Here is a 17,216-nt window from a genome sequence, read left to right on the forward strand (position 1 = left end):
GGCGCGCTGGAATCGGCCCTCCGAAAATCAACTCTTCAGGAAGAGATCGTCGATGTCGCCGGACACCGCGACCTTGCCCTGCTCGAGCAGCGCCCGATGCTTGTCGAGCCGCTTCAGATCGTAGAGATAGTTGACCATCAGGCCGTAGGACTGCTTCAGTCCCTTCGGCGAGGGATCGCCGGCCCAGTTGAGGCGCTCCACACGCGCGCCGTTGCCGAGATGGAAGCGCGCGACCGGATCGACCGGCTTGCCGTCAGCGGTCGCACGGCCGAGGTATTCGGCAGCCGAATTCAGCAGCAGCTGACGCACGGGCGACTTGGCGTCGAGCGCGCTCGTCTCCTCGGCTGCGGCCAGAAAGCGCTCGGCCGTGGGCGGCAGGGAGCCGACCACGCGGCCCAGCTCGGTCGCGCGTTTTTCGTCGAGCCGCTCCACCATGCCGGCCGCGTGCTTGGCGAGCCATCCGCGAAACCCCGGGATCGGCGACAGCGTGGAGAAAGTCTTCAGGCGCGGCAGTTCTTCCTGCAGCGTCTCGACCACACGCTTGATCAGCGAGTCGCCGAAGCTCACTCCGCGCAGGCCGGTCTGGGTGTTGCTGATCGAATAGAAGATGGCGGTCGTGGCCTTGTCCGGCTTGACCAGCGCCGCCGCTTCGTCGAGCAGTGGGACGATGCCTTCGCTGACGCGATCGACCAGCGCCACCTCCACGAAGATCAGCGGTGTGTTCGGCAGGCGCGGGTGGAAAAAACCGTAGCAGCGACGATCGCTGTCGAGGCGGTTCTTGACGTCGGCCCAGCTCTTGATGTCGTGCACGGCCTCGTACTGGATCAGCTTCTCGATCAGCGAGGCTGGCGAGTCCCAGCTGATACGGCGCAGATCGAGAAAGGCCACGTCGAACCATGTCGAGAACAGGTGCTCGAGCTCGGCGTCCAGCGGCAAGAGCCTTCGGTCACCCTTGAGGTGCGGCAGCAGTTCGGCACGCAGGTCGACCAGAAAGCGCATGCCGTCGGGGTCGATGGCAAAGCGCTGCAGCAGGCGCGCTCGCGGCGAGACGAGCGCGCGCCGCAAGTGCACTTCGGCCTGGCCCTCGTCGGGTGTGCCGACCGCAGCCCCGTGCTGGTCGCGGGCATCGCTGAGCTTCTGCACGTCGGGCGCGAAGCGTTCGCTCATGAGGAGCCAGATGTCGCGCCGCTCGTCCAGGTCGCGGCCGGCGTACCACTGCACGACCGCGTGGGCGCGGCGACCGGCCTCGACCTCGCTCACACGCGGGTCGACGACTGCCTGAAGTTCGACCAGCGCACGGCGCAACGCGCGTGGCGCAAGCGCCTCGCCATTGCGACGCAGCGTCGCTTCGAGTCGTTCGGACAACGGTCGAGGGCCCGAGGTGGACGCAGTCTTCCTTGCTTCCGGGGCGCTTCCCGGGCGCAGGCGCGAAACGCCGCGCGTGATCCAGTCGCTGGCATTCATGAAATGAGCTTCGCCTTCTGTTGGAGCGCGACGGTCCGCAGGGCTTCGCGCTGACGGTTGAGATGGGTGCGCATCGCGGCCTCCGCGCCGTCGCTGTCGCGCGCCTTCAGCGCCGCGAACACGGCGAGATGCTCCGAGAGGCTCTGCTCGAGCCGCCCAGGCGCATGCAGCTGCTGCAGTCGCGCGAGCTTGAGGATCTTGCGCAGATCGCCGATCACCTGCGCGAGCCAGCGGTTGTCGGCCAGCATGATGATGGCTTCGTGGATCGCAAAGTTGGTGGCGTAGTACTCGTTGATGCGTTTCGCACTCGCGTTCTTCGCGAGCCTGACGTGCAGCGTTTCGAGCGCTTCGAGGTCGGCATCGCTCGCATTGCGCGCGGCCTCCCAGGCGCAACGCCCTTCCAGCAGCGCAATCACCGGAAAGATGTCGTCCAGGTCGCGCTGAGTGACCTCGGCCACGAAGCAGCCGCGCCGCGGTTCATGGCGCAGCAGCCCCTCGGCCGTGAGCACCTTCAACGCTTCGCGCAGGGGCGTGCGCGAAATCTCCAGCCGCTCGCACAGAGCCGCCTCATCGACAAAACTGCCCGGCGCCATCGCCCCGGCGAAGATCTCCTCGCGGAGGGTGGCGGCTACTTCGTCGTGCAGGGAGTTGTGGACGAGTCGCATGGCGGGCGATCAGGCGATTTGGGCCGGCTGTGATTTCTGGAAATTATGCGTAATTATCAGAAGCCCGCGACCGCGAGCAACGCATTTTTCGTTCGGAGATACCCTGCCGCGGGCCGGCGCTCAAACTCGCGCGGTCGCCGCACTTCTCTGGGCAGGCGCACTGACATAGAGCCAGACGCCGAACACGATCATCGGCACGCAGAGCCATTGCCCCATGCTCATGTTGAGCGCGAGCAGGCCGAGGAAGTCGTCGGGCTCACGGAAGTATTCCGCGATGAAGCGCATCAGCCCGTAGCCGATCAGGAAGACGGCCGACACGCGGCGCTCCCGGCGTTCCTTGCGGGCATAGAGCCATAGCAGGACGAAGAGCAGCAATCCCTCGAGCAGGAACTGATAGACCTGCGACGGATGGCGCGGCAGTATCGACCCGCTTTGCGGGAACACCATGCCCCACGGCAGATCGGGGCTGCTGAAACGGCCCCAGAGTTCGCCGTTGATGAAATTGCCGACGCGGCCGGCGGCCAGCCCGGTGGGCACGCAGGGCGCTACGAAGTCCATCACCTGCCAGAACGGCCGCGAGCGCGAGCGTGCGAACCACACCATCGAGGCGATCACCCCCAGCAGCCCGCCATGGAAGCTCATGCCGCCCTGCCAGACAAAAAAGATTTCGAGCGGGTGCGTGAGATAGAAACCCGGCTTGTAAAACAAGCAGTAGCCCAGCCGGCCACCGACGATCACCCCCATCACGCCCAGGAAAAGGATGTCTTCGAGGTCCTTGCGGGTCCATGCGCCCGGTCGGGTGATGGAGCGGAATGGCTCGTGCTTCAGCCGACGCGTGCCGAGAAAAAAGAACAGTGCGAAGGCGGCCAGATAGGTCAGGCCATACCAATGAATGGCGACGGGCCCGAGCTGCAGGGCCACGGGGTTGATCTGCGGGTACATGAGCATGAACAGATTAAAACACCCCCGGGCTCGCGCACTTCGTGTCGCTCTCCACCCCTTGCAGGGGGCGATACCGGCGGACCGACGTTGCCGGATCCGCGGTATTCCTGGACTCTCAGGTCCTGATGAAATTGATGAAGCGCGTCAGGGCGGGGTTGTCGATGTGCGACGGCCAGACCAGGCTCGTTTCGCAGTTCGGTAAGGGTGCAGCGGTTCGACGGCGGGCTGCGGGCTCGAACTCGCTGGCGGCGCGATAGACGACCCCCGACCGCCTGAACTGCATGACGCTTTCGGGCACCCAGGCCACGCCGAGGCCGCCCCAGACCAGGTTCACGATGGTCTGCATCTGGATGGCTTCTTGCGCGACTTCGGGGGTTCGCCCTGCTGCGTGGTAGAGGCCGAAGATCGTGTCGTGCATCGACGGCACGATGCGGCGCGGAAAGATCACGAGTGGCTCGACCAAGGCGTCGGCGAGGCACACCTTGCTCACCTTTGCGAGAGGATGCTTTGCCGGCAACGCCAGGACCAGTGGCTCTTCGGACACCGACAGCCGCTCCAACCCCGGCGGCGCGAAGCCGGGCGAATGCAGCATCAGGCCCGCATCGATCTCACCGCGCGAAAAGGCCTCGAGTTGCACGTCGCCGGTGGCCTCGACCAGTTCCAGCGCGACCTCCGGACACTGGATGCGGAACTCGCGCACCCAAGCCGGCAGGCGCTCGAAGCCGATGGTGGATACGAAGGCAAGCCGCACGCGTCCGACCTCGCCCGCCGCCGCCGCCTTGGCGCGCGCCGGGAGGGCTTGCGCACGGGCCAGCAGTTCGCGGACGTCGGGCAACAGCGCCTCGCCGGCCGGCGTGAGCGCCACCCGGCGTCGCGTGCGGTCGAACAGCACGACACCTAGCGTCTTCTCGAGCTGCGCGATGGCCTGCGTGACCGGCGGCTGCGTCATGTGCAGGCGCTGGGCAGCGCGGCCGAAATGCAGTTCTTCGGCGACGGCGACGAACTGGCGCCAGGCGCGCAAGTCGATCCATGCTTCTTTCATATGCCAAGCATATCAATCAGACACAAAAAACGGATTGGAACCAATCAATCAATCGTCCGATACTTGGCGTCCCCGATTCCCGACCCACGAGACACACGATGGACACCAAAACGATCCAGATCAACCGCCGCAGCGCCAACATCGTCGAAGGCAAGAGCCGCGCTCCCAACCGCTCGATGTTCTACGCGATGGGCTACGAGGAAGGCGACTTCAAGAAGCCGATGGTCGGCGTGGCGAACGGCCACAGCACGATCACGCCGTGCAATTCGGGCCTGCAGAAGCTGGCGGACGCGGCCATCGCCGGCATCGAGGAAGCCGGCGGCAACGCCCAGGTGTTCGGCACGCCCACCATCTCCGACGGCATGGCGATGGGCACCGAGGGCATGAAGTACTCGCTCGTGAGCCGCGAAGTCATTTCCGACTGCATCGAGACGTGTGTCGGCGGGCAGTGGATGGACGGCGTACTGGTCATCGGCGGCTGCGACAAGAACATGCCCGGCGGGCTCATGGGCATGCTGCGCGCCAACGTGCCCGCCATCTACGTCTACGGCGGCACCATCCTGCCGGGCAGGTACAAGGGCCAGGACCTGAACATCGTGAGCGTGTTCGAGGCGGTTGGCCAGAACGCCGCCGGCAACATGAGCGACGAGGAACTGAGGGAAATCGAGATGCGCGCGATCCCGGGCACGGGCTCCTGCGGCGGCATGTACACGGCCAACACGATGAGTTCCGCCTTCGAGGCGCTCGGCATTTCGCTGCCCTACTCGTCGACCATGGCCAATCCGCACGACGAGAAGGCCAACTCCGCCAAGGAATCGGCGAAGGTGTTGATCGAGGCGATCAAGAAGGACATCAAGCCGCGCGACATCGTGACGAAGAAGGCCATCGAGAACGCGGTGTCCGTGATCATGGCGACCGGCGGATCGACCAACGCGGTGCTGCACTTCCTGGCCATCGCGCACACGGCCGGCGTGGATTGGTCCATCGACGACTTCGAGCGCATGCGCAAGAAGGTGCCCGTGCTGTGCGACCTGAAGCCCAGCGGCAAGTACCTCGCCGTCGACCTCCACAAGGCGGGCGGCATTCCGCAAGTCATGAAGGTGCTGCTGAACGCGGGACTCCTGCATGGCGACTGCATCACCATCACCGGCCAGACCATCGCCGAGGTGCTGAAGGACGTGCCCGACCAGCCGCGCGCCGATCAGGATGTAATCCGCCCGATCAGCAATCCGATGTACGCCGAAGGGCACCTCGCGATCCTGAAAGGCAATCTCTCGCCCGAAGGCGCGGTCGCGAAGATCACCGGCCTCAAGAACCCGGTTATCACCGGCCCGGCACGCGTGTTCGATGACGAGCAGTCCGCCTTGCAGGCCATCCTCGACGGCAAGATCAAGGCCGGCGACGTGATGGTGCTGCGTTACCTCGGCCCGAAGGGTGGTCCCGGCATGCCGGAAATGCTGGCACCCACCGGCGCGCTGATCGGTGCGGGTCTTGGCGAGAGCGTCGGCCTCATCACCGACGGCCGCTTCTCCGGTGGCACTTGGGGCATGGTGGTCGGCCACGTCGCGCCCGAAGCCGCGGCCGGCGGCACGATCGCGTTCGTCAACGAAGGCGACTCCATCACCATCGACGCCCATCAGCTCAAGCTTGAACTCAACGTTCCCGACGCCGAGATCGCCAAGCGCCGTGAAGGCTGGAAGGCCCCCGCCCCCCGCTACACCCGCGGCGTGCAAGCCAAGTTCGCCTTCAACGCCTCCAGCGCGAGTTCAGGCGCAGTGCTCGACAACTTCTGAACGGGCGCGCGCCTTCCAGGAATACCGCGGATCCGGCTCAGCCGGTCCGCCGGTATAGCCCCCTGCAAGGGGGTAGGCGAAGCGACACGAAGTGCGCGCAGCCTGGGGGTGTGCCTATTTCCTGCGCAGCGTCCCGAGCTTGCTCCGCTGGCGATCGATGCGTGCCTGCCGGCGCGCGTTCTCCCGCTCGACCACCTTGCGCTTGGTGTAGCCGGACGAGTCAGCCCATGCCCACCACGCGATCGCCAGAGCGAACGGAATCAGGACGATCCACCAGCTCCATGTGGCGACCGCGCCGACCTCGAGCAATTTGAGAGCCACCCCGAGCAGGCCCAGCATCAGAAACCACATCGCGAACTCCTCCGTTATTTGCGCAGACGCGTGGAAAGCGGTGTGCACCGCGCTACCTACAATCGCGTTGGATCGACTTTAACGCACCGACTCGATAAGACCCCATGAAAAAAGCACTTCTGCTTGCCGCATTGAGCCTTGGCTGTGCCGCGCCCGCTTTCGCCGACCTGGCCCTCGCCACTTCGAAGAACTGCATGAGCTGCCATGCGGTCGATCGCAAGGTGCTCGGGCCGTCGTTCAAGGACGTGGCCGCGAAGTACAAGGACGACAAGGGCGCCGTCGACATGCTCGCCACCAAGATCGTGAAGGGCGGCTCTGGCGTCTGGGGCCAGATACCGATGCCGGCGAACAACCAGGTCAGCGAAGCGGACGCCAAGAAACTGGCCGCCTGGGTGCTGTCGACCAAATAGGCGTAGCGCGCTCAGACCGCTGGCGGCATGCCTGCCGCCGACGCCGAGGCCCGGCGATCGAAACGGTCTTCCAACTGGCCGATATGGGCAGCGATCGTGTTGTCCGATTGCTCGGAGCGCATCTTGAATGCCGTCTCGAGCTGCTCCACCCGGGCGAGCAGCGCGGCGTGCCGCTCGGCATTGCGCGCCATGTGGGCGTTCTCCTGCGCCTCCAGGAAATTGCGCAGTTCCGTAAAACGTGAAGCCTCCGCCTTGTCGGCGAGATCGCGCTGGGCCTGCATCTCCTTGGTGTGACGGCGCGTCTCCATCAGGATCGAACTTTGCAGGTACACGATGTAGGCCACGAAGAAGATGCCCAGCAACGCCGTGAGCCCCAGCATGATCAGTCCGAATGGAGCGGTGACCTGCATGAAGCCGATCGACATGGCCGTGGGCGTGACAAGCAAACCCCAGTTCAACGCCGCCAGCGCCACGATCAGCAGCACGACGACCAGCAGCACACCGGTTCTCAGTCCCATTGTTGTCTCCTCTGGACGATCAAATGGGCTGTTTGTAACGCATCCCCGCCATCCGCCTTGTCGGACGGGGGCGCGGACGGCGAAATCAGTACGCCTGGCCGAGCTGTTCGAGGATGGCCGGGTTCTCCAGCGTGGAGGTGTCCTGCGTGATCGCCTCGCCCTTGGCGATGCTGCGCAGCAAGCGCCGCATGATCTTGCCGCTGCGCGTCTTCGGCAGGTTCTCGCCGAAGCGGATGTCCTTGGGCTTGGCGATGGGGCCGATTTCCTTGGCCACCCAGTTGCGGAGTTCGGCGGCGATCTGCTTGGCCTCGTCACCACTCGGACGACCGCGCTTGAGCACGACGAAGGCGCAGACCGCTTCGCCGGTGAGATCGTCCGGCCGGCCGACGACCGCAGCCTCGGCCACCAGATCGGTCTTGGCAACGAGCGCAGATTCGATCTCCATCGTGCCAAGGCGGTGGCCCGACACGTTGAGCACGTCGTCGATGCGCCCCGTGATGCGGAAGTAGGCCCGATCGGCGCTGCGCACGGCGCCATCGCCCGCAAGGTAGGTCGTGCCGCCCATCTCTTCCGGGAAGTAGCTCTTCTTGAAGCGCTCGGGATCGTTCCAGATCGTGCGGATCATCGACGGCCACGGCCGCTTGATGACCAGCATGCCCCCGGCGCCGTGGGGAATGTCCTTGCCGGTCTCGTCGACGATCGCGGCCATGATGCCGGGCAGCGGCAGCGTGCACGAACCCGGCACCAGTGGCGTGGCGCCCGGCAAAGGCGTGATGACGTGGCCGCCGGTCTCGGTCTGCCAGAAGGTGTCGACGATCGGGCACTTCTCGTGGCCAACGCTCCGGTAGTACCACATCCAGGCTTCGGGATTGATCGGCTCGCCCACCGTGCCGAGGATCCGCAGCGAAGACAGGTCCCAGTTCTTCGGGTGTACCTTTTCGTCGCTGTCGGCGGCCTTGATGAGCGAACGGATCGCAGTCGGCGCGGTATAGAAGATCGAGACCTTGTGCTTTTCGATCATCTGCCAGAAGCGGCCCGCATGCGGGAAGGTCGGGATGCCTTCGAACACCACCTGCGTGGCGCCGGCCGCCAGCGGGCCGTAGGCGACGTAGGTGTGGCCGGTGATCCAGCCGATGTCGGCGGTGCACCAGAAAATGTCTTCCGGACGGATGTCGAAGGTCCAGTCCATCGTGAGCTTGGCCCACAGCAGGAACCCGCCGGTCGAATGCTGCACGCCCTTGGGCTTGCCCGTCGAACCGGAGGTGTAGAGGATGAAAAGCGGGTGCTCCGCGCCGACCGGGACCGGGGCGCACTCGGTGCCCTGCCCCTTGAGCGCCTCGTCGAAGGTCTTGTCGCGGCCAGCCACCATGTTGCAGGGAGTCGCGGTGCGCTGGTAGACCAGCACGGTCTTGATCGACTCGCAGCCGCCCAGCGCGATGCCGTCGTCCACGATGGCCTTGAGCGGCAGTTCCTTGCCGCCGCGCAGCTGGAAGTTGGCAGTGATGACCGCCACGGCACCGGCGTCGATGATGCGCTCCTGCAGCGCCTTGGCCGAGAAGCCGCCGAACACCACGCTATGGGTCGCGCCGATGCGGGCGCAGGCCTGCATGGCGATGACGCCCTCGATGGTCATCGCCATGTAGATGATGACGCGGTCGCCCTTCTGGATGCCCTGGGCCTTCAGCGCATTGGCGAATTGCGAGACGCGCGCCAGGAGTTCCCTGTACGTGACCTTCGTGACGGCACCATCGTCGGCCTCGAAGATGATCGCGGTCTTGTTCTCGACCTGCGTGCCCATGTGCTTGTCGAGGCAGTTGGCCGAGGCGTTGAGTTCGCCGTCGTCGAACCACCTGTAGAAAGGCGGATTGGATTCGTCCAGTGTGCGCGTGAAAGGCTTGCTCCATACGACGTTGGCGCGCGCCTGACGGGCCCAGAAGCCTTCGAAATCGTCCGACGCTTCCTTGCAGAGGGCGTCGTACGCGGCCATGTCCGCGATGCGCGCGCCCTTGCTGGCACGCGCGTCGGGTGGAAACACGCGGTTTTCGACCAGGACGGATTCGATCGTGGAAGCGCTGCTCATTCGTTGTCTCCTGTACCTACGTTCACTACGGCCGGTAATGTGGGCGTCCGCACTTACGGATCACTGACGGAGCATGTTAACGATAGGGGCCATGCTACCGACGCCGGCATGCGGCCCCTAGAATCGCGCCTTTCCCACCGATTCGCATCGATGTCCAACACCGACCCCCTCCTACCGCCCACTGGTAAGACTTCGCCGCTACGCCCGTTGCCCAACCTGATCTTCGCTAGCCGATGGCTGCAGCTGCCGCTGTATCTGGGGCTCATCGTCGCGCAGGGTGTGTACGTCGTGCATTTCCTGGTGGAACTGCTGCACCTCGTGGAAGCGGCTTTCGGGAGCAAGGACGCGCTCGAGGCGCTGGTCACCAGCATCGGCTACAAGACCACCGCGCCCGTCACCTCGCTCAATGAGACCGTCATCATGCTGGTGGTGCTGGCGCTGATCGATGTGGTGATGATCTCCAACCTGCTCATCATGGTGATCGTCGGCGGCTACGAGACCTTCGTGAGCCGCATGAACCTCGAAGGCCATCGCGACCAGCCGGAGTGGCTGAGCCACGTGAACGCATCGGTACTGAAGGTGAAGCTCGCGACGGCCATCATCGGCATCAGCTCGATCCACCTGCTCAAGACCTTCATCAACGCGGACAACTACACCGACCGCGTGCTGATCGCGCAGACCGCGATCCACATCACCTTCCTGCTGTCGGCCATGGCGATCGCGGTCACAGACCGGTTGATGTCGCCCGGCCCTTCCGCCGACCACTGAGTCCGGTCGGGCGGTGACCGATCACCGCCCGGTCATATTCTCGGGAATCACCCACTGATCGAATTGCTCGGCGGTCAGGTGTCCCGAGGCGATGGCCGCATCGCGCAGGCTGCTGCCTTCCTTGTGCGCCTTCTTCGCGATGAAGGCGGCCTTGTCGTAGCCGATATGGGTGTTGAGCGCCGTCACCAGCATCAACGAGCGCTGGACCAGTTCGGTGATGCGCTCGCGGTTCGGCTCGATGCCCACCGCGCAATGGTCGTTGAAGCTCACCATGCCGTCCGCCAGCAGGCGCACGCTTTGCAGGAAGTTGTGCGCAACCATCGGGCGGAACACATTGAGCTCGAAGTTGCCCGAGGCGCCGCCGATGTTGATCGCGACGTCGTTCCCGAACACCTGGGCCGCGAGCATCGTGACGGCCTCGCTCTGCGTCGGATTGACCTTGCCCGGCATGATGGACGAGCCAGGCTCGTTCTCCGGGATGCTGAGTTCGCCGATGCCGCTGCGCGGACCGCTCGCGAGCCATCGCACGTCGTTGGCAATCTTGGTCATGCTCGCAGCCAGAGTTTTCAGCGCGCCATGCGCATGTACCATGCCGTCGACGCTCGCCATCGCTTCGAACTTGCTCGGCGCTGTGATGAAGGGCAGGCCCGTGAGCCTCGCCAGTTCGGCAGCTACCTGCTCGGCATAGCCCTTGGGCGCATTGAGGCCTGTGCCGACCGCCGTGCCTCCCAGCGCGAGCTCGCACAGGTGCGGCAGCGTCGCGCGCACGTGCGCCTCGCCGTGCGCAAGCTGCGCCACATAACCGGAGAACTCCTGGCCCAGCGTAAGCGGCGTCGCGTCCTGCAAATGGGTGCGGCCGATCTTCACGATGTCTGCGAAGTCCTTCGATTTCTTGTCGAGCGTGGCGCGCAGTTTGACGATGGCGGGGAGCAGCTTGTGCGTGATCGCGTCGACCGCCGCGACGTGCATGGCCGTGGGAAACACGTCGTTCGACGACTGGCTGCGGTTGACGTCGTCATTCGGGTGTACCAGCCGCCCTTCTCCGCGCTCGCCGCCCAGCAGTTCGCTGGCGCGGTTGGCGAGCACTTCGTTGACGTTCATGTTGGTCTGTGTGCCAGAGCCGGTCTGCCAGACAACCAGGGGAAATTCATCGTCATGTTTGCCGGCGATGACCTCATCGGCCGCCGCCACGATGGCCTGGGTCTTTTTTTCATCCTGCAGGCCCAGCGCATGGTTCACCACCGCCGACGCACGCTTGACCTGCGCCAGCGCCCGGATGATCTCGCGCGGCTGTCGCTCGCCGGAGATGTCGAAATTCTGCAGCGAGCGCTGCGTTTGCGCGCCCCACAGCTTGTCGGCAGGCACTTCGATGGGGCCGAAGGTATCGCGCTCGACGCGGGTCTTGGGTGTAGTGCTCATAAGGCCTGATCCTTACTTGACGAATGAAGATAGCACAAGGCTATCCAGGACGCTGTCGGACAGGCACGAGCCGCGGCGGGGATAATTGCGGGGTTTGTCCGCCACCCACCCCCACGAAATCGCCATGACCATCATTCAGCAAGCCGACCTGATCGAGTCGGTTTCCGCCGCGCTTCAATACATCAGCTACTACCACCCGACCGACTACATCGCGCACCTGGCCAAGGCCTACGAACGCGAGCAGAGCCCCGCGGCCAAGGACGCGATGGCGCAGATCCTGACCAACAGCAAGATGAGCGCGACCGGGCACCGCCCGATCTGCCAGGACACGGGCATCGTCAACGTGTTCCTCAAGGTGGGTATGGACGTGCGCTGGGGCGGCTTCACCGGCAGCCTGGACGACGCCATCAACGAAGGCGTGCGCCGCGGCTACAACCATCCCGACAACATGCTGCGCGCCTCGGTCGTGGCCGATCCGCAGTTCGACCGCAAGAACACCAAGGACAACACGCCGGCCGTGATCTTCACGGAGATCGTGCCCGGCAACACCGTTGAAGTGACCGTCGCGGCCAAGGGCGGCGGCAGCGAGAACAAGAGCAAGCTCGCGATGCTCAACCCCGGCGACAGCATCGTGGACTGGGTGCTCAAGACCGTACCGACCATGGGCGCGGGGTGGTGCCCGCCCGGCATGCTGGGCATCGGCATCGGCGGCACGGCCGAGAAGGCCACCCTGCTCGCCAAGGAAAGCCTGATGGACGAGCTCGACATGCACGAGTTGCAGGCCAAAAAGGCCTCGGGCGCGGAACTCAGCAAGGTCGAGGCGCTGCGCATCGAGCTGTACGAGAAGGTCAATGCGCTCGGTATCGGCGCGCAGGGCTTGGGTGGTCTCTCCACCGTGCTCGACGTCAAGATCAAGATGTACCCGACGCACGCGGCCAGCAAGCCGGTCGCCATGATCCCGAACTGCGCGGCGACGCGCCACGCGCATTTCGTGCTCGATGGCTCCGGCCCCGTGTACCTCGAAGCGCCCTCGCTGGACCTCTGGCCCAAGATCGACTGGGCGCCCGACTACAACAAGAGCAAGCGCGTCGATCTCGACAAGCTCACGCCCGCCGAAGTCGCGAGCTGGAAGCCGGGCGACACGCTGCTGCTGAACGGCAAGATGCTCACCGGTCGCGATGCGGCGCACAAGCGCATCGCCGACATGCTCGCCAAGGGCGAGAAGCTGCCGGTGGACTTCACCAACCGGGTGATCTACTACGTCGGCCCGGTCGATCCGGTCGGCGACGAGGCCGTCGGCCCCGCCGGCCCGACCACCGCCACGCGCATGGACGGCTTCACCGAAATGATGCTCGCCCAGACCGGTCTGATCGCCATGATCGGCAAGGCCGAGCGCGGCCCGGTCGCCATCGAGTCGATCAAGAAGCACCAGAGCGCCTACCTGATGGCGGTCGGCGGCGCCGCATACCTCGTGAGCAAGGCGATCAAGACCGCCAAGGTGGTCGGCTTCGCGGACCTCGGCATGGAAGCGATCTATGAATTCGACGTCGTCGACATGCCCGTCACGGTGGCGGTCGACGCCGGCGGCACCAGCGCCCACATCACCGGCCCGGCCGAGTGGCAGAAGCGCATCGCGAGCGGCGAGTTCAAGACGATCGCGCTGCAACCGGCCTGAGCATGACGCCGGTCGGCAATCTCATGAGCGCCGATCGTCCGATCGGCGTGTTCGACAGCGGCGTTGGGGGCCTGAGCGTCCTCAACGCGCTGCGTGAGGAGTTGCCGCACGAGCGGTTCGTCTACTTCGCGGACACCGCCCATGCGCCGTACGGGGAGCGCGGCGACGCCTTTGTCGGCGAACGCAGCGGCGCTGTCGCGCGGTATCTGCTGGAGACTCATTGCATCAAGGCGTTGGTCGTGGCGTGCAACACCGCGACGGCGGCTGCGATCCACCGGATTCGGGCGGATCACCCGACGCTGCCTGTGATCGGTGTCGAACCCGCCCTCAAGCCTGCGGTGGCGCTGAGCAGGACGGGGCACATCGCGGTCATGGCAACGCGCGTGACAGTCGAGAGCCGCAAGTTCGCGACGCTGCGGGCTTCGCTCGCCGGGGAGGCCAGCTTCCACATCGTGCCCTGCGACGGGTTGGCGGGTGCGATCGAGCAGTCCGACGTGCCGAGAATCGCGGCCCTGTGCGAGCAGTACACGGGTGCTGCGGGTCGCTACGGGAGCGATGCCGGGCAGATCGACACCCTGGTGCTCGGCTGCACGCACTACCCCTTCATCGCCGACGAACTGCGGCGCCAAACGGGCGATGCCGTGCGCTTCATCGACACCGGCCTGCCGGTGGCGCAGCAGACGCGCCGGCTTCTCGGCCAGGCGGGACAGCTCGCGCCGGTAGGCAACGGTGCCGTGTTGCTGCTCAGCAGCGCAGCGCCCGAATCGCTGGACGCGGCCGCATCGCGCTGGCTGGCGCTGGCCGCCGGTCCCGCAAGCCTTGCGCAAGCCGCCGTCGTGGCGACCACCTGACGCCACGCATGGTCCGCAGATTCCTCGCCGCCGGCCTTCTGGCCGCCTTCTGCATCGCAGGCCACGCCGCGTGCGATACGGGCCTCGCAGAGCGCATGCACGCCAAGCTGCACCCTCAGCGTGCGCTCGACCACGAACGCGCCGTGTGCGACCCCTGGCGGGGCTTGCCGGGCCGCTTCATCGTTGTGCTGCCCATGCCACGGCCGTCGTCCGAGCCAGGCGCCGCGCAGTTCGACCTCGACGTGCTGGTGGTGCAGCAGGCCGACAACGGCAACACGGAGCGCGCCAAGATCGTCAGCCGCCTCTTCGAGGAATCCGCGTTGATCGAGGACACCGTGCGCATCGGCGAGATCAAGGTCGATACGGCGCGCTACACGCTAGCCGCAGATGCGCGCGCCTTCGGTGTGCGAATTCTTCGCCAGGGCTCGTCGCGCGCCAATCCCTATTCCGAGGAAACGCTGACGCTCTACGTACCGCAGGGCCAGAAGCTCGCCAAGGTGCTCGACGCCCTCCCGGTGACACTGGAACGCGGTGAATGGGACACCAACTGCACCGGCAACTTCGAGACCGTCCGCGGAACCCTGTCGGTAGCGCGCGGCAGCACGCACAGCGGCTATGCCGACCTGATCCTCCGCGAGGCGCGATCGAAGAGCCGCTCCGCGCCCCAGGGAGAGGAATGCGCGACGCACGAGCGGGCACCGACCTTCAAGTCGAGCGTGCTGCGCTACGACGGGGCGGGCTACCGCGTCTCCAAGGCCGTCGCGTCCGACTAGCGCCGGTGGGATTTCAGCGTCAGGCGCGCAAGGCCGCCTCGCGACCGCGCCGCATGTCGATCGGCAGCAGAAGCAGCAGCCCGGCGACGAACAGCGCCGCCGTCGAAAGGATGGCGATGCGCTGGTTGCCCCCGGTCATCCAGGTGATGGCGCCGTAGCTCAGCGGACCGATGATGCTGGCCAGCCGTGTCGCGAAGGTCCAGAGCCCGAAGAATTCGGCGAGTTGGCGCGGTGGAGCGAGAACGCCAGTCATCGCCCGCCCCGCCGACTGACTCGATCCCATCGCCAGTCCGGCGATCGAAGCAGCCCACCAGAAGCCGCCTTTCGTCGTCACCGAGGCCGCAATCACGCACACGGCGATCCAGGCCACGAGCGTGCCCGCAAGCGAGCGCTTGTGGCCGAGCCGATCCTGCCAATAGCCGAACACGAACGCCCCGAGCGCCGCCGCGATGTTGAGCACGAAGATCAGCACCATGGTTTCGCTCGGGACGAAGCCGATGACCTGCTCGGCGTAGATGGCTGCCAGCGTGATCGCGACAGCCACCCCGCCCTGGTAGCAGACGGTGCAGGCCAGCAGCCACATGAAGTCGCCGTAGGCACGTGCCTCGCGAAAGGTGCTGCTCAGTTGCAGCCAGGCGCTTTGCTCTTCACCGCGCTTCTGCGGCACGGCGCGTTCAGGCAACAACACAAAGGTAACGCAGGCGGCCAAGCCGTAGATCGCAGCCGTGATGAGCATCGTGACCGGCACGAAGTGCGCGGCCGGCAAGCCCTGGGCCTGCGCCGAGAGCACGTAGGCCAGACACAGGCCCAGCGCGAGCATCCCGCCGATGTAGCCGAAGGCCCAGCCCCAGCCACTGACCTTGCCCATGCCTTCGGCCGTCGCGAGTTCGGGCAGGAAGGCGCCGGTGAGCGACTCGCCATACGAATAGAAGGTGTTGGAAATGATCACCAGCACCATGGCCAGCGCGACGGCGTAGGTGCCGCCTAGGCGCGGCGTGAGGGCCAGCGCCGCGGTGCCGACAACGCAGCCCGCGGTGACGATCATCAGCACCCGCTTCTTGGCGGCGTGAAGGTCGGCCCAGGCGCCGATGGCGGGCATGGTGAGCATCACGATCGCGTACGAGATGCTCAGGGCCATCGTCCATGCAAAAGGACCCCAGGGCGCTCCCTTCGCGATACCGCCGACAAAGTACGCGGCGAACACCGCGGTGATCACGACGGTGGTGTAGCCCGAATTGGCGAAGTCGTACATGGCCCAACCAAAGACCTCGCGCTTGCGCACGCCGGACCGGAGGGCAGATTGGGGGAAAAGGGCCAAGCAACGTCTCCTCGAAAACGTTGCCGAGCATAGCGGAGCGGCCTGACCGCCCCTGTCGCGCCGAACTTAGTGCAGGTGTCGCGGCCGGCGTCCACCGCCGTGGCCGCCGCTACCCGCACCACCGGTGCCGCCACGCGGCCGCTTGCCGATCTCAAGCGAGTTCACCAGCGCATCGAAGCGATCGCCGAACAGCTTGTCGATCTCGGCGACCACGCCGCCGAGTTCGGCGCCGTCGAAGTGACGCTCCATCAGGTTGACAACGTCCTCGACCAGCAGGTCGCGCTGCACTTGCATGATCGCGGCGGGGTTGGGTCCGACGAAGAGCATCAGGAAGTCGTCGCGCGATTCCTCGTCGGGGTCGCCCTCTTCCTCGTCGAAGTCGGTGTCGTAGAAAGTGACTTCGAGCGCAGCACCCTGTTCCGCGAGTTCGTTGAGCGCCATGCACATCTCGTCGAGCGCCTGGCGGAAATCCTCGTCGCCAGCGACCGTCCAGCAAATCTGGAGCATGTGGTCTTTCTGCTCGAAGCGGATGCCGGGCTCTTCTTCATAGACGCTCGTCGCGCCATCGGCCAGCGAACGCGCGCCGGCGTATTTCCAGAGCGGCTTGAGCGCTTCCTGGATCTGCTCGAAGCTCACATCGGAACGCAGCGGCACATCGCCGTGCACGTGGATTTCGAACGGAGCGTTATAACGAGGCATGTCTTGCTCCCTTGTAGTGTGGTGGTGCCCGGAACCGGGGTCGAACCGGTACGCCCCTTATGCAGGAAGCGGCGGATTTTAAGTCCGATGTGTCTACCAATTTCACCATCCGGGCGTCCGATCGGACGTTGACGATACCCCAAACAAAAACAGCCCCGACAACGTTGGTTGGCGGGGCTGCGTTTTTTTGAGTACCGAAGGCAGGTGGAGGCGCGACCCGGAGTCGAACCGGGCTAGACGGATTTGCAATCCGTTGCATAACCGCTTTGCTATCGCGCCACGTTCTTTTTCGAGACTTTCGAAGTCCTACGAATACCGCGAAAAAAAGGGAAGCCTCAGCTTCCCTTTTTCAAAACTGGAGCGGGAAAAGAGTCTCGAACTCTCGACCTCAACCTTGGCAAGGTTGCGCTCTACCAACTGAGCTATTCCCGCGTTTCGAGCCTCGAAT

At 65.2% G+C, this 17,216-nt stretch carries 16 protein-coding genes and 3 tRNA genes; 6 read left to right on the forward strand and 13 right to left on the reverse strand.

The features are described from left to right. Window positions 1-27: 27 nt before the first annotated feature. From QTI04_RS06010 to QTI04_RS06025, 4 genes are all read right to left on the reverse strand, one after another. Entirely contained in the window at window positions 28-1,464 is a 1,437-nt protein-coding gene (locus QTI04_RS06010; RefSeq protein ID WP_286614531.1) for a malonyl-CoA decarboxylase, read from the reverse strand. Next, complete coding sequence (locus tag QTI04_RS06015; RefSeq protein ID WP_286614532.1) at window positions 1,461-2,129, reverse strand: GntR family transcriptional regulator; 669 nt, start codon at window positions 2,127-2,129, stop codon at window positions 1,461-1,463. Before QTI04_RS06015 ends, QTI04_RS06010 begins: the two co-directional genes overlap by 4 nt. Before the next feature lie 120 nt (window positions 2,130-2,249). Continuing rightward, window positions 2,250-3,077, reverse strand: coding sequence for a prolipoprotein diacylglyceryl transferase (gene lgt, locus QTI04_RS06020; RefSeq protein WP_286614533.1), 828 nt, complete (start codon window positions 3,075-3,077; stop codon window positions 2,250-2,252). Between the two features lie 109 nt (window positions 3,078-3,186). Then, window positions 3,187-4,113 (reverse strand): LysR family transcriptional regulator, encoded by a 927-nt coding sequence (locus QTI04_RS06025; protein WP_286599099.1) that lies wholly within the window; start codon window positions 4,111-4,113, stop codon window positions 3,187-3,189. Between the two features lie 98 nt (window positions 4,114-4,211). Between QTI04_RS06025 and ilvD the strand changes: the two genes are divergently transcribed. Beyond that, window positions 4,212-5,906 (forward strand): dihydroxy-acid dehydratase, encoded by a 1,695-nt coding sequence (gene ilvD / locus QTI04_RS06030; RefSeq protein ID WP_286599100.1) that lies wholly within the window; start codon window positions 4,212-4,214, stop codon window positions 5,904-5,906. Window positions 5,907-6,020: 114 nt separating this feature from the next. On the opposite strand, the gene QTI04_RS06035 is transcribed toward ilvD, so the two are convergent. After that, window positions 6,021-6,257, reverse strand: coding sequence for a TIGR04438 family Trp-rich protein (locus tag QTI04_RS06035; protein ID WP_286599101.1), 237 nt, complete (start codon window positions 6,255-6,257; stop codon window positions 6,021-6,023). 104 nt (window positions 6,258-6,361) lie between these two features. On the opposite strand from QTI04_RS06035, the gene QTI04_RS06040 reads away from it, so the two are divergent. Next, window positions 6,362-6,667 (forward strand): c-type cytochrome, encoded by a 306-nt coding sequence (locus tag QTI04_RS06040; protein WP_286599102.1) that lies wholly within the window; start codon window positions 6,362-6,364, stop codon window positions 6,665-6,667. A gap of 11 nt (window positions 6,668-6,678) precedes the next feature. Here the strand turns inward: QTI04_RS06040 and QTI04_RS06045 are convergent, their stop codons facing one another. Together QTI04_RS06045 and acs are read right to left on the reverse strand one after the other, a co-directional pair. Then, window positions 6,679-7,185 (reverse strand): LapA family protein, encoded by a 507-nt coding sequence (locus QTI04_RS06045; protein ID WP_286599104.1) that lies wholly within the window; start codon window positions 7,183-7,185, stop codon window positions 6,679-6,681. Window positions 7,186-7,270: 85 nt separating this feature from the next. Then, a complete protein-coding gene (acs, locus tag QTI04_RS06050) occupies window positions 7,271-9,265 on the reverse strand; it encodes an acetate--CoA ligase (protein ID WP_286614534.1) in 1,995 nt (664 codons plus the stop codon). A 150-nt stretch (window positions 9,266-9,415) separates the two neighbouring features. Between acs and QTI04_RS06055 the strand changes: the two genes are divergently transcribed. Continuing rightward, entirely contained in the window at window positions 9,416-10,033 is a 618-nt protein-coding gene (locus QTI04_RS06055; protein ID WP_286599107.1) for a YqhA family protein, read from the forward strand. Window positions 10,034-10,054: 21 nt separating this feature from the next. Here QTI04_RS06055 and fumC read toward each other — a convergent pair whose 3' ends face one another. Beyond that, window positions 10,055-11,452 carry a class II fumarate hydratase gene (fumC, locus tag QTI04_RS06060; RefSeq protein WP_286599109.1) on the reverse strand — a complete coding sequence of 466 codons (1,398 nt, stop codon included), beginning with the start codon at window positions 11,450-11,452 and terminating at the stop codon, window positions 10,055-10,057. 124 nt (window positions 11,453-11,576) lie between these two features. On the opposite strand from fumC, the gene QTI04_RS06065 reads away from it, so the two are divergent. Genes QTI04_RS06065 through QTI04_RS06075 form a run of 3 tightly spaced genes read left to right on the forward strand, consistent with a single transcriptional unit; the run spans window position 11,577 to window position 14,751 of the window. Next, window positions 11,577-13,127: a fumarate hydratase gene (locus tag QTI04_RS06065; RefSeq protein ID WP_286614535.1), complete on the forward strand. Its 1,551-nt coding sequence runs from the start codon at window positions 11,577-11,579 to the stop codon at window positions 13,125-13,127. A gap of 23 nt (window positions 13,128-13,150) precedes the next feature. Continuing rightward, window positions 13,151-13,978 carry a glutamate racemase gene (gene murI / locus QTI04_RS06070; RefSeq protein ID WP_286599113.1) on the forward strand — a complete coding sequence of 276 codons (828 nt, stop codon included), beginning with the start codon at window positions 13,151-13,153 and terminating at the stop codon, window positions 13,976-13,978. A gap of 8 nt (window positions 13,979-13,986) precedes the next feature. Further along, entirely contained in the window at window positions 13,987-14,751 is a 765-nt protein-coding gene (locus QTI04_RS06075; protein WP_286614536.1) for a hypothetical protein, read from the forward strand. Between the two features lie 19 nt (window positions 14,752-14,770). Here the strand turns inward: QTI04_RS06075 and QTI04_RS06080 are convergent, their stop codons facing one another. The 5 genes from QTI04_RS06080 to QTI04_RS06100 form a co-directional block, all read right to left on the reverse strand. Continuing rightward, complete coding sequence (locus tag QTI04_RS06080; RefSeq protein ID WP_286599115.1) at window positions 14,771-16,069, reverse strand: MFS transporter; 1,299 nt, start codon at window positions 16,067-16,069, stop codon at window positions 14,771-14,773. A 66-nt stretch (window positions 16,070-16,135) separates the two neighbouring features. Next, window positions 16,136-16,768, reverse strand: a complete 633-nt coding sequence (locus QTI04_RS06085) for a DUF6806 family protein (protein WP_286599117.1) — start codon at window positions 16,766-16,768, stop codon at window positions 16,136-16,138. A 22-nt stretch (window positions 16,769-16,790) separates the two neighbouring features. Beyond that, window positions 16,791-16,883, reverse strand: a tRNA-Leu gene (locus QTI04_RS06090). A 90-nt stretch (window positions 16,884-16,973) separates the two neighbouring features. Beyond that, a tRNA-Cys gene (locus tag QTI04_RS06095) sits at window positions 16,974-17,047 on the reverse strand. A 77-nt stretch (window positions 17,048-17,124) separates the two neighbouring features. After that, a tRNA-Gly gene (locus tag QTI04_RS06100) sits at window positions 17,125-17,200 on the reverse strand. Between the last annotated feature and the right edge of the window lie 16 nt (window positions 17,201-17,216).

The organism is Variovorax sp. J22R115 (assembly GCF_030317005.1).
Taxonomy (GTDB): Bacteria; Pseudomonadota; Gammaproteobacteria; order Burkholderiales; family Burkholderiaceae_C; genus Variovorax.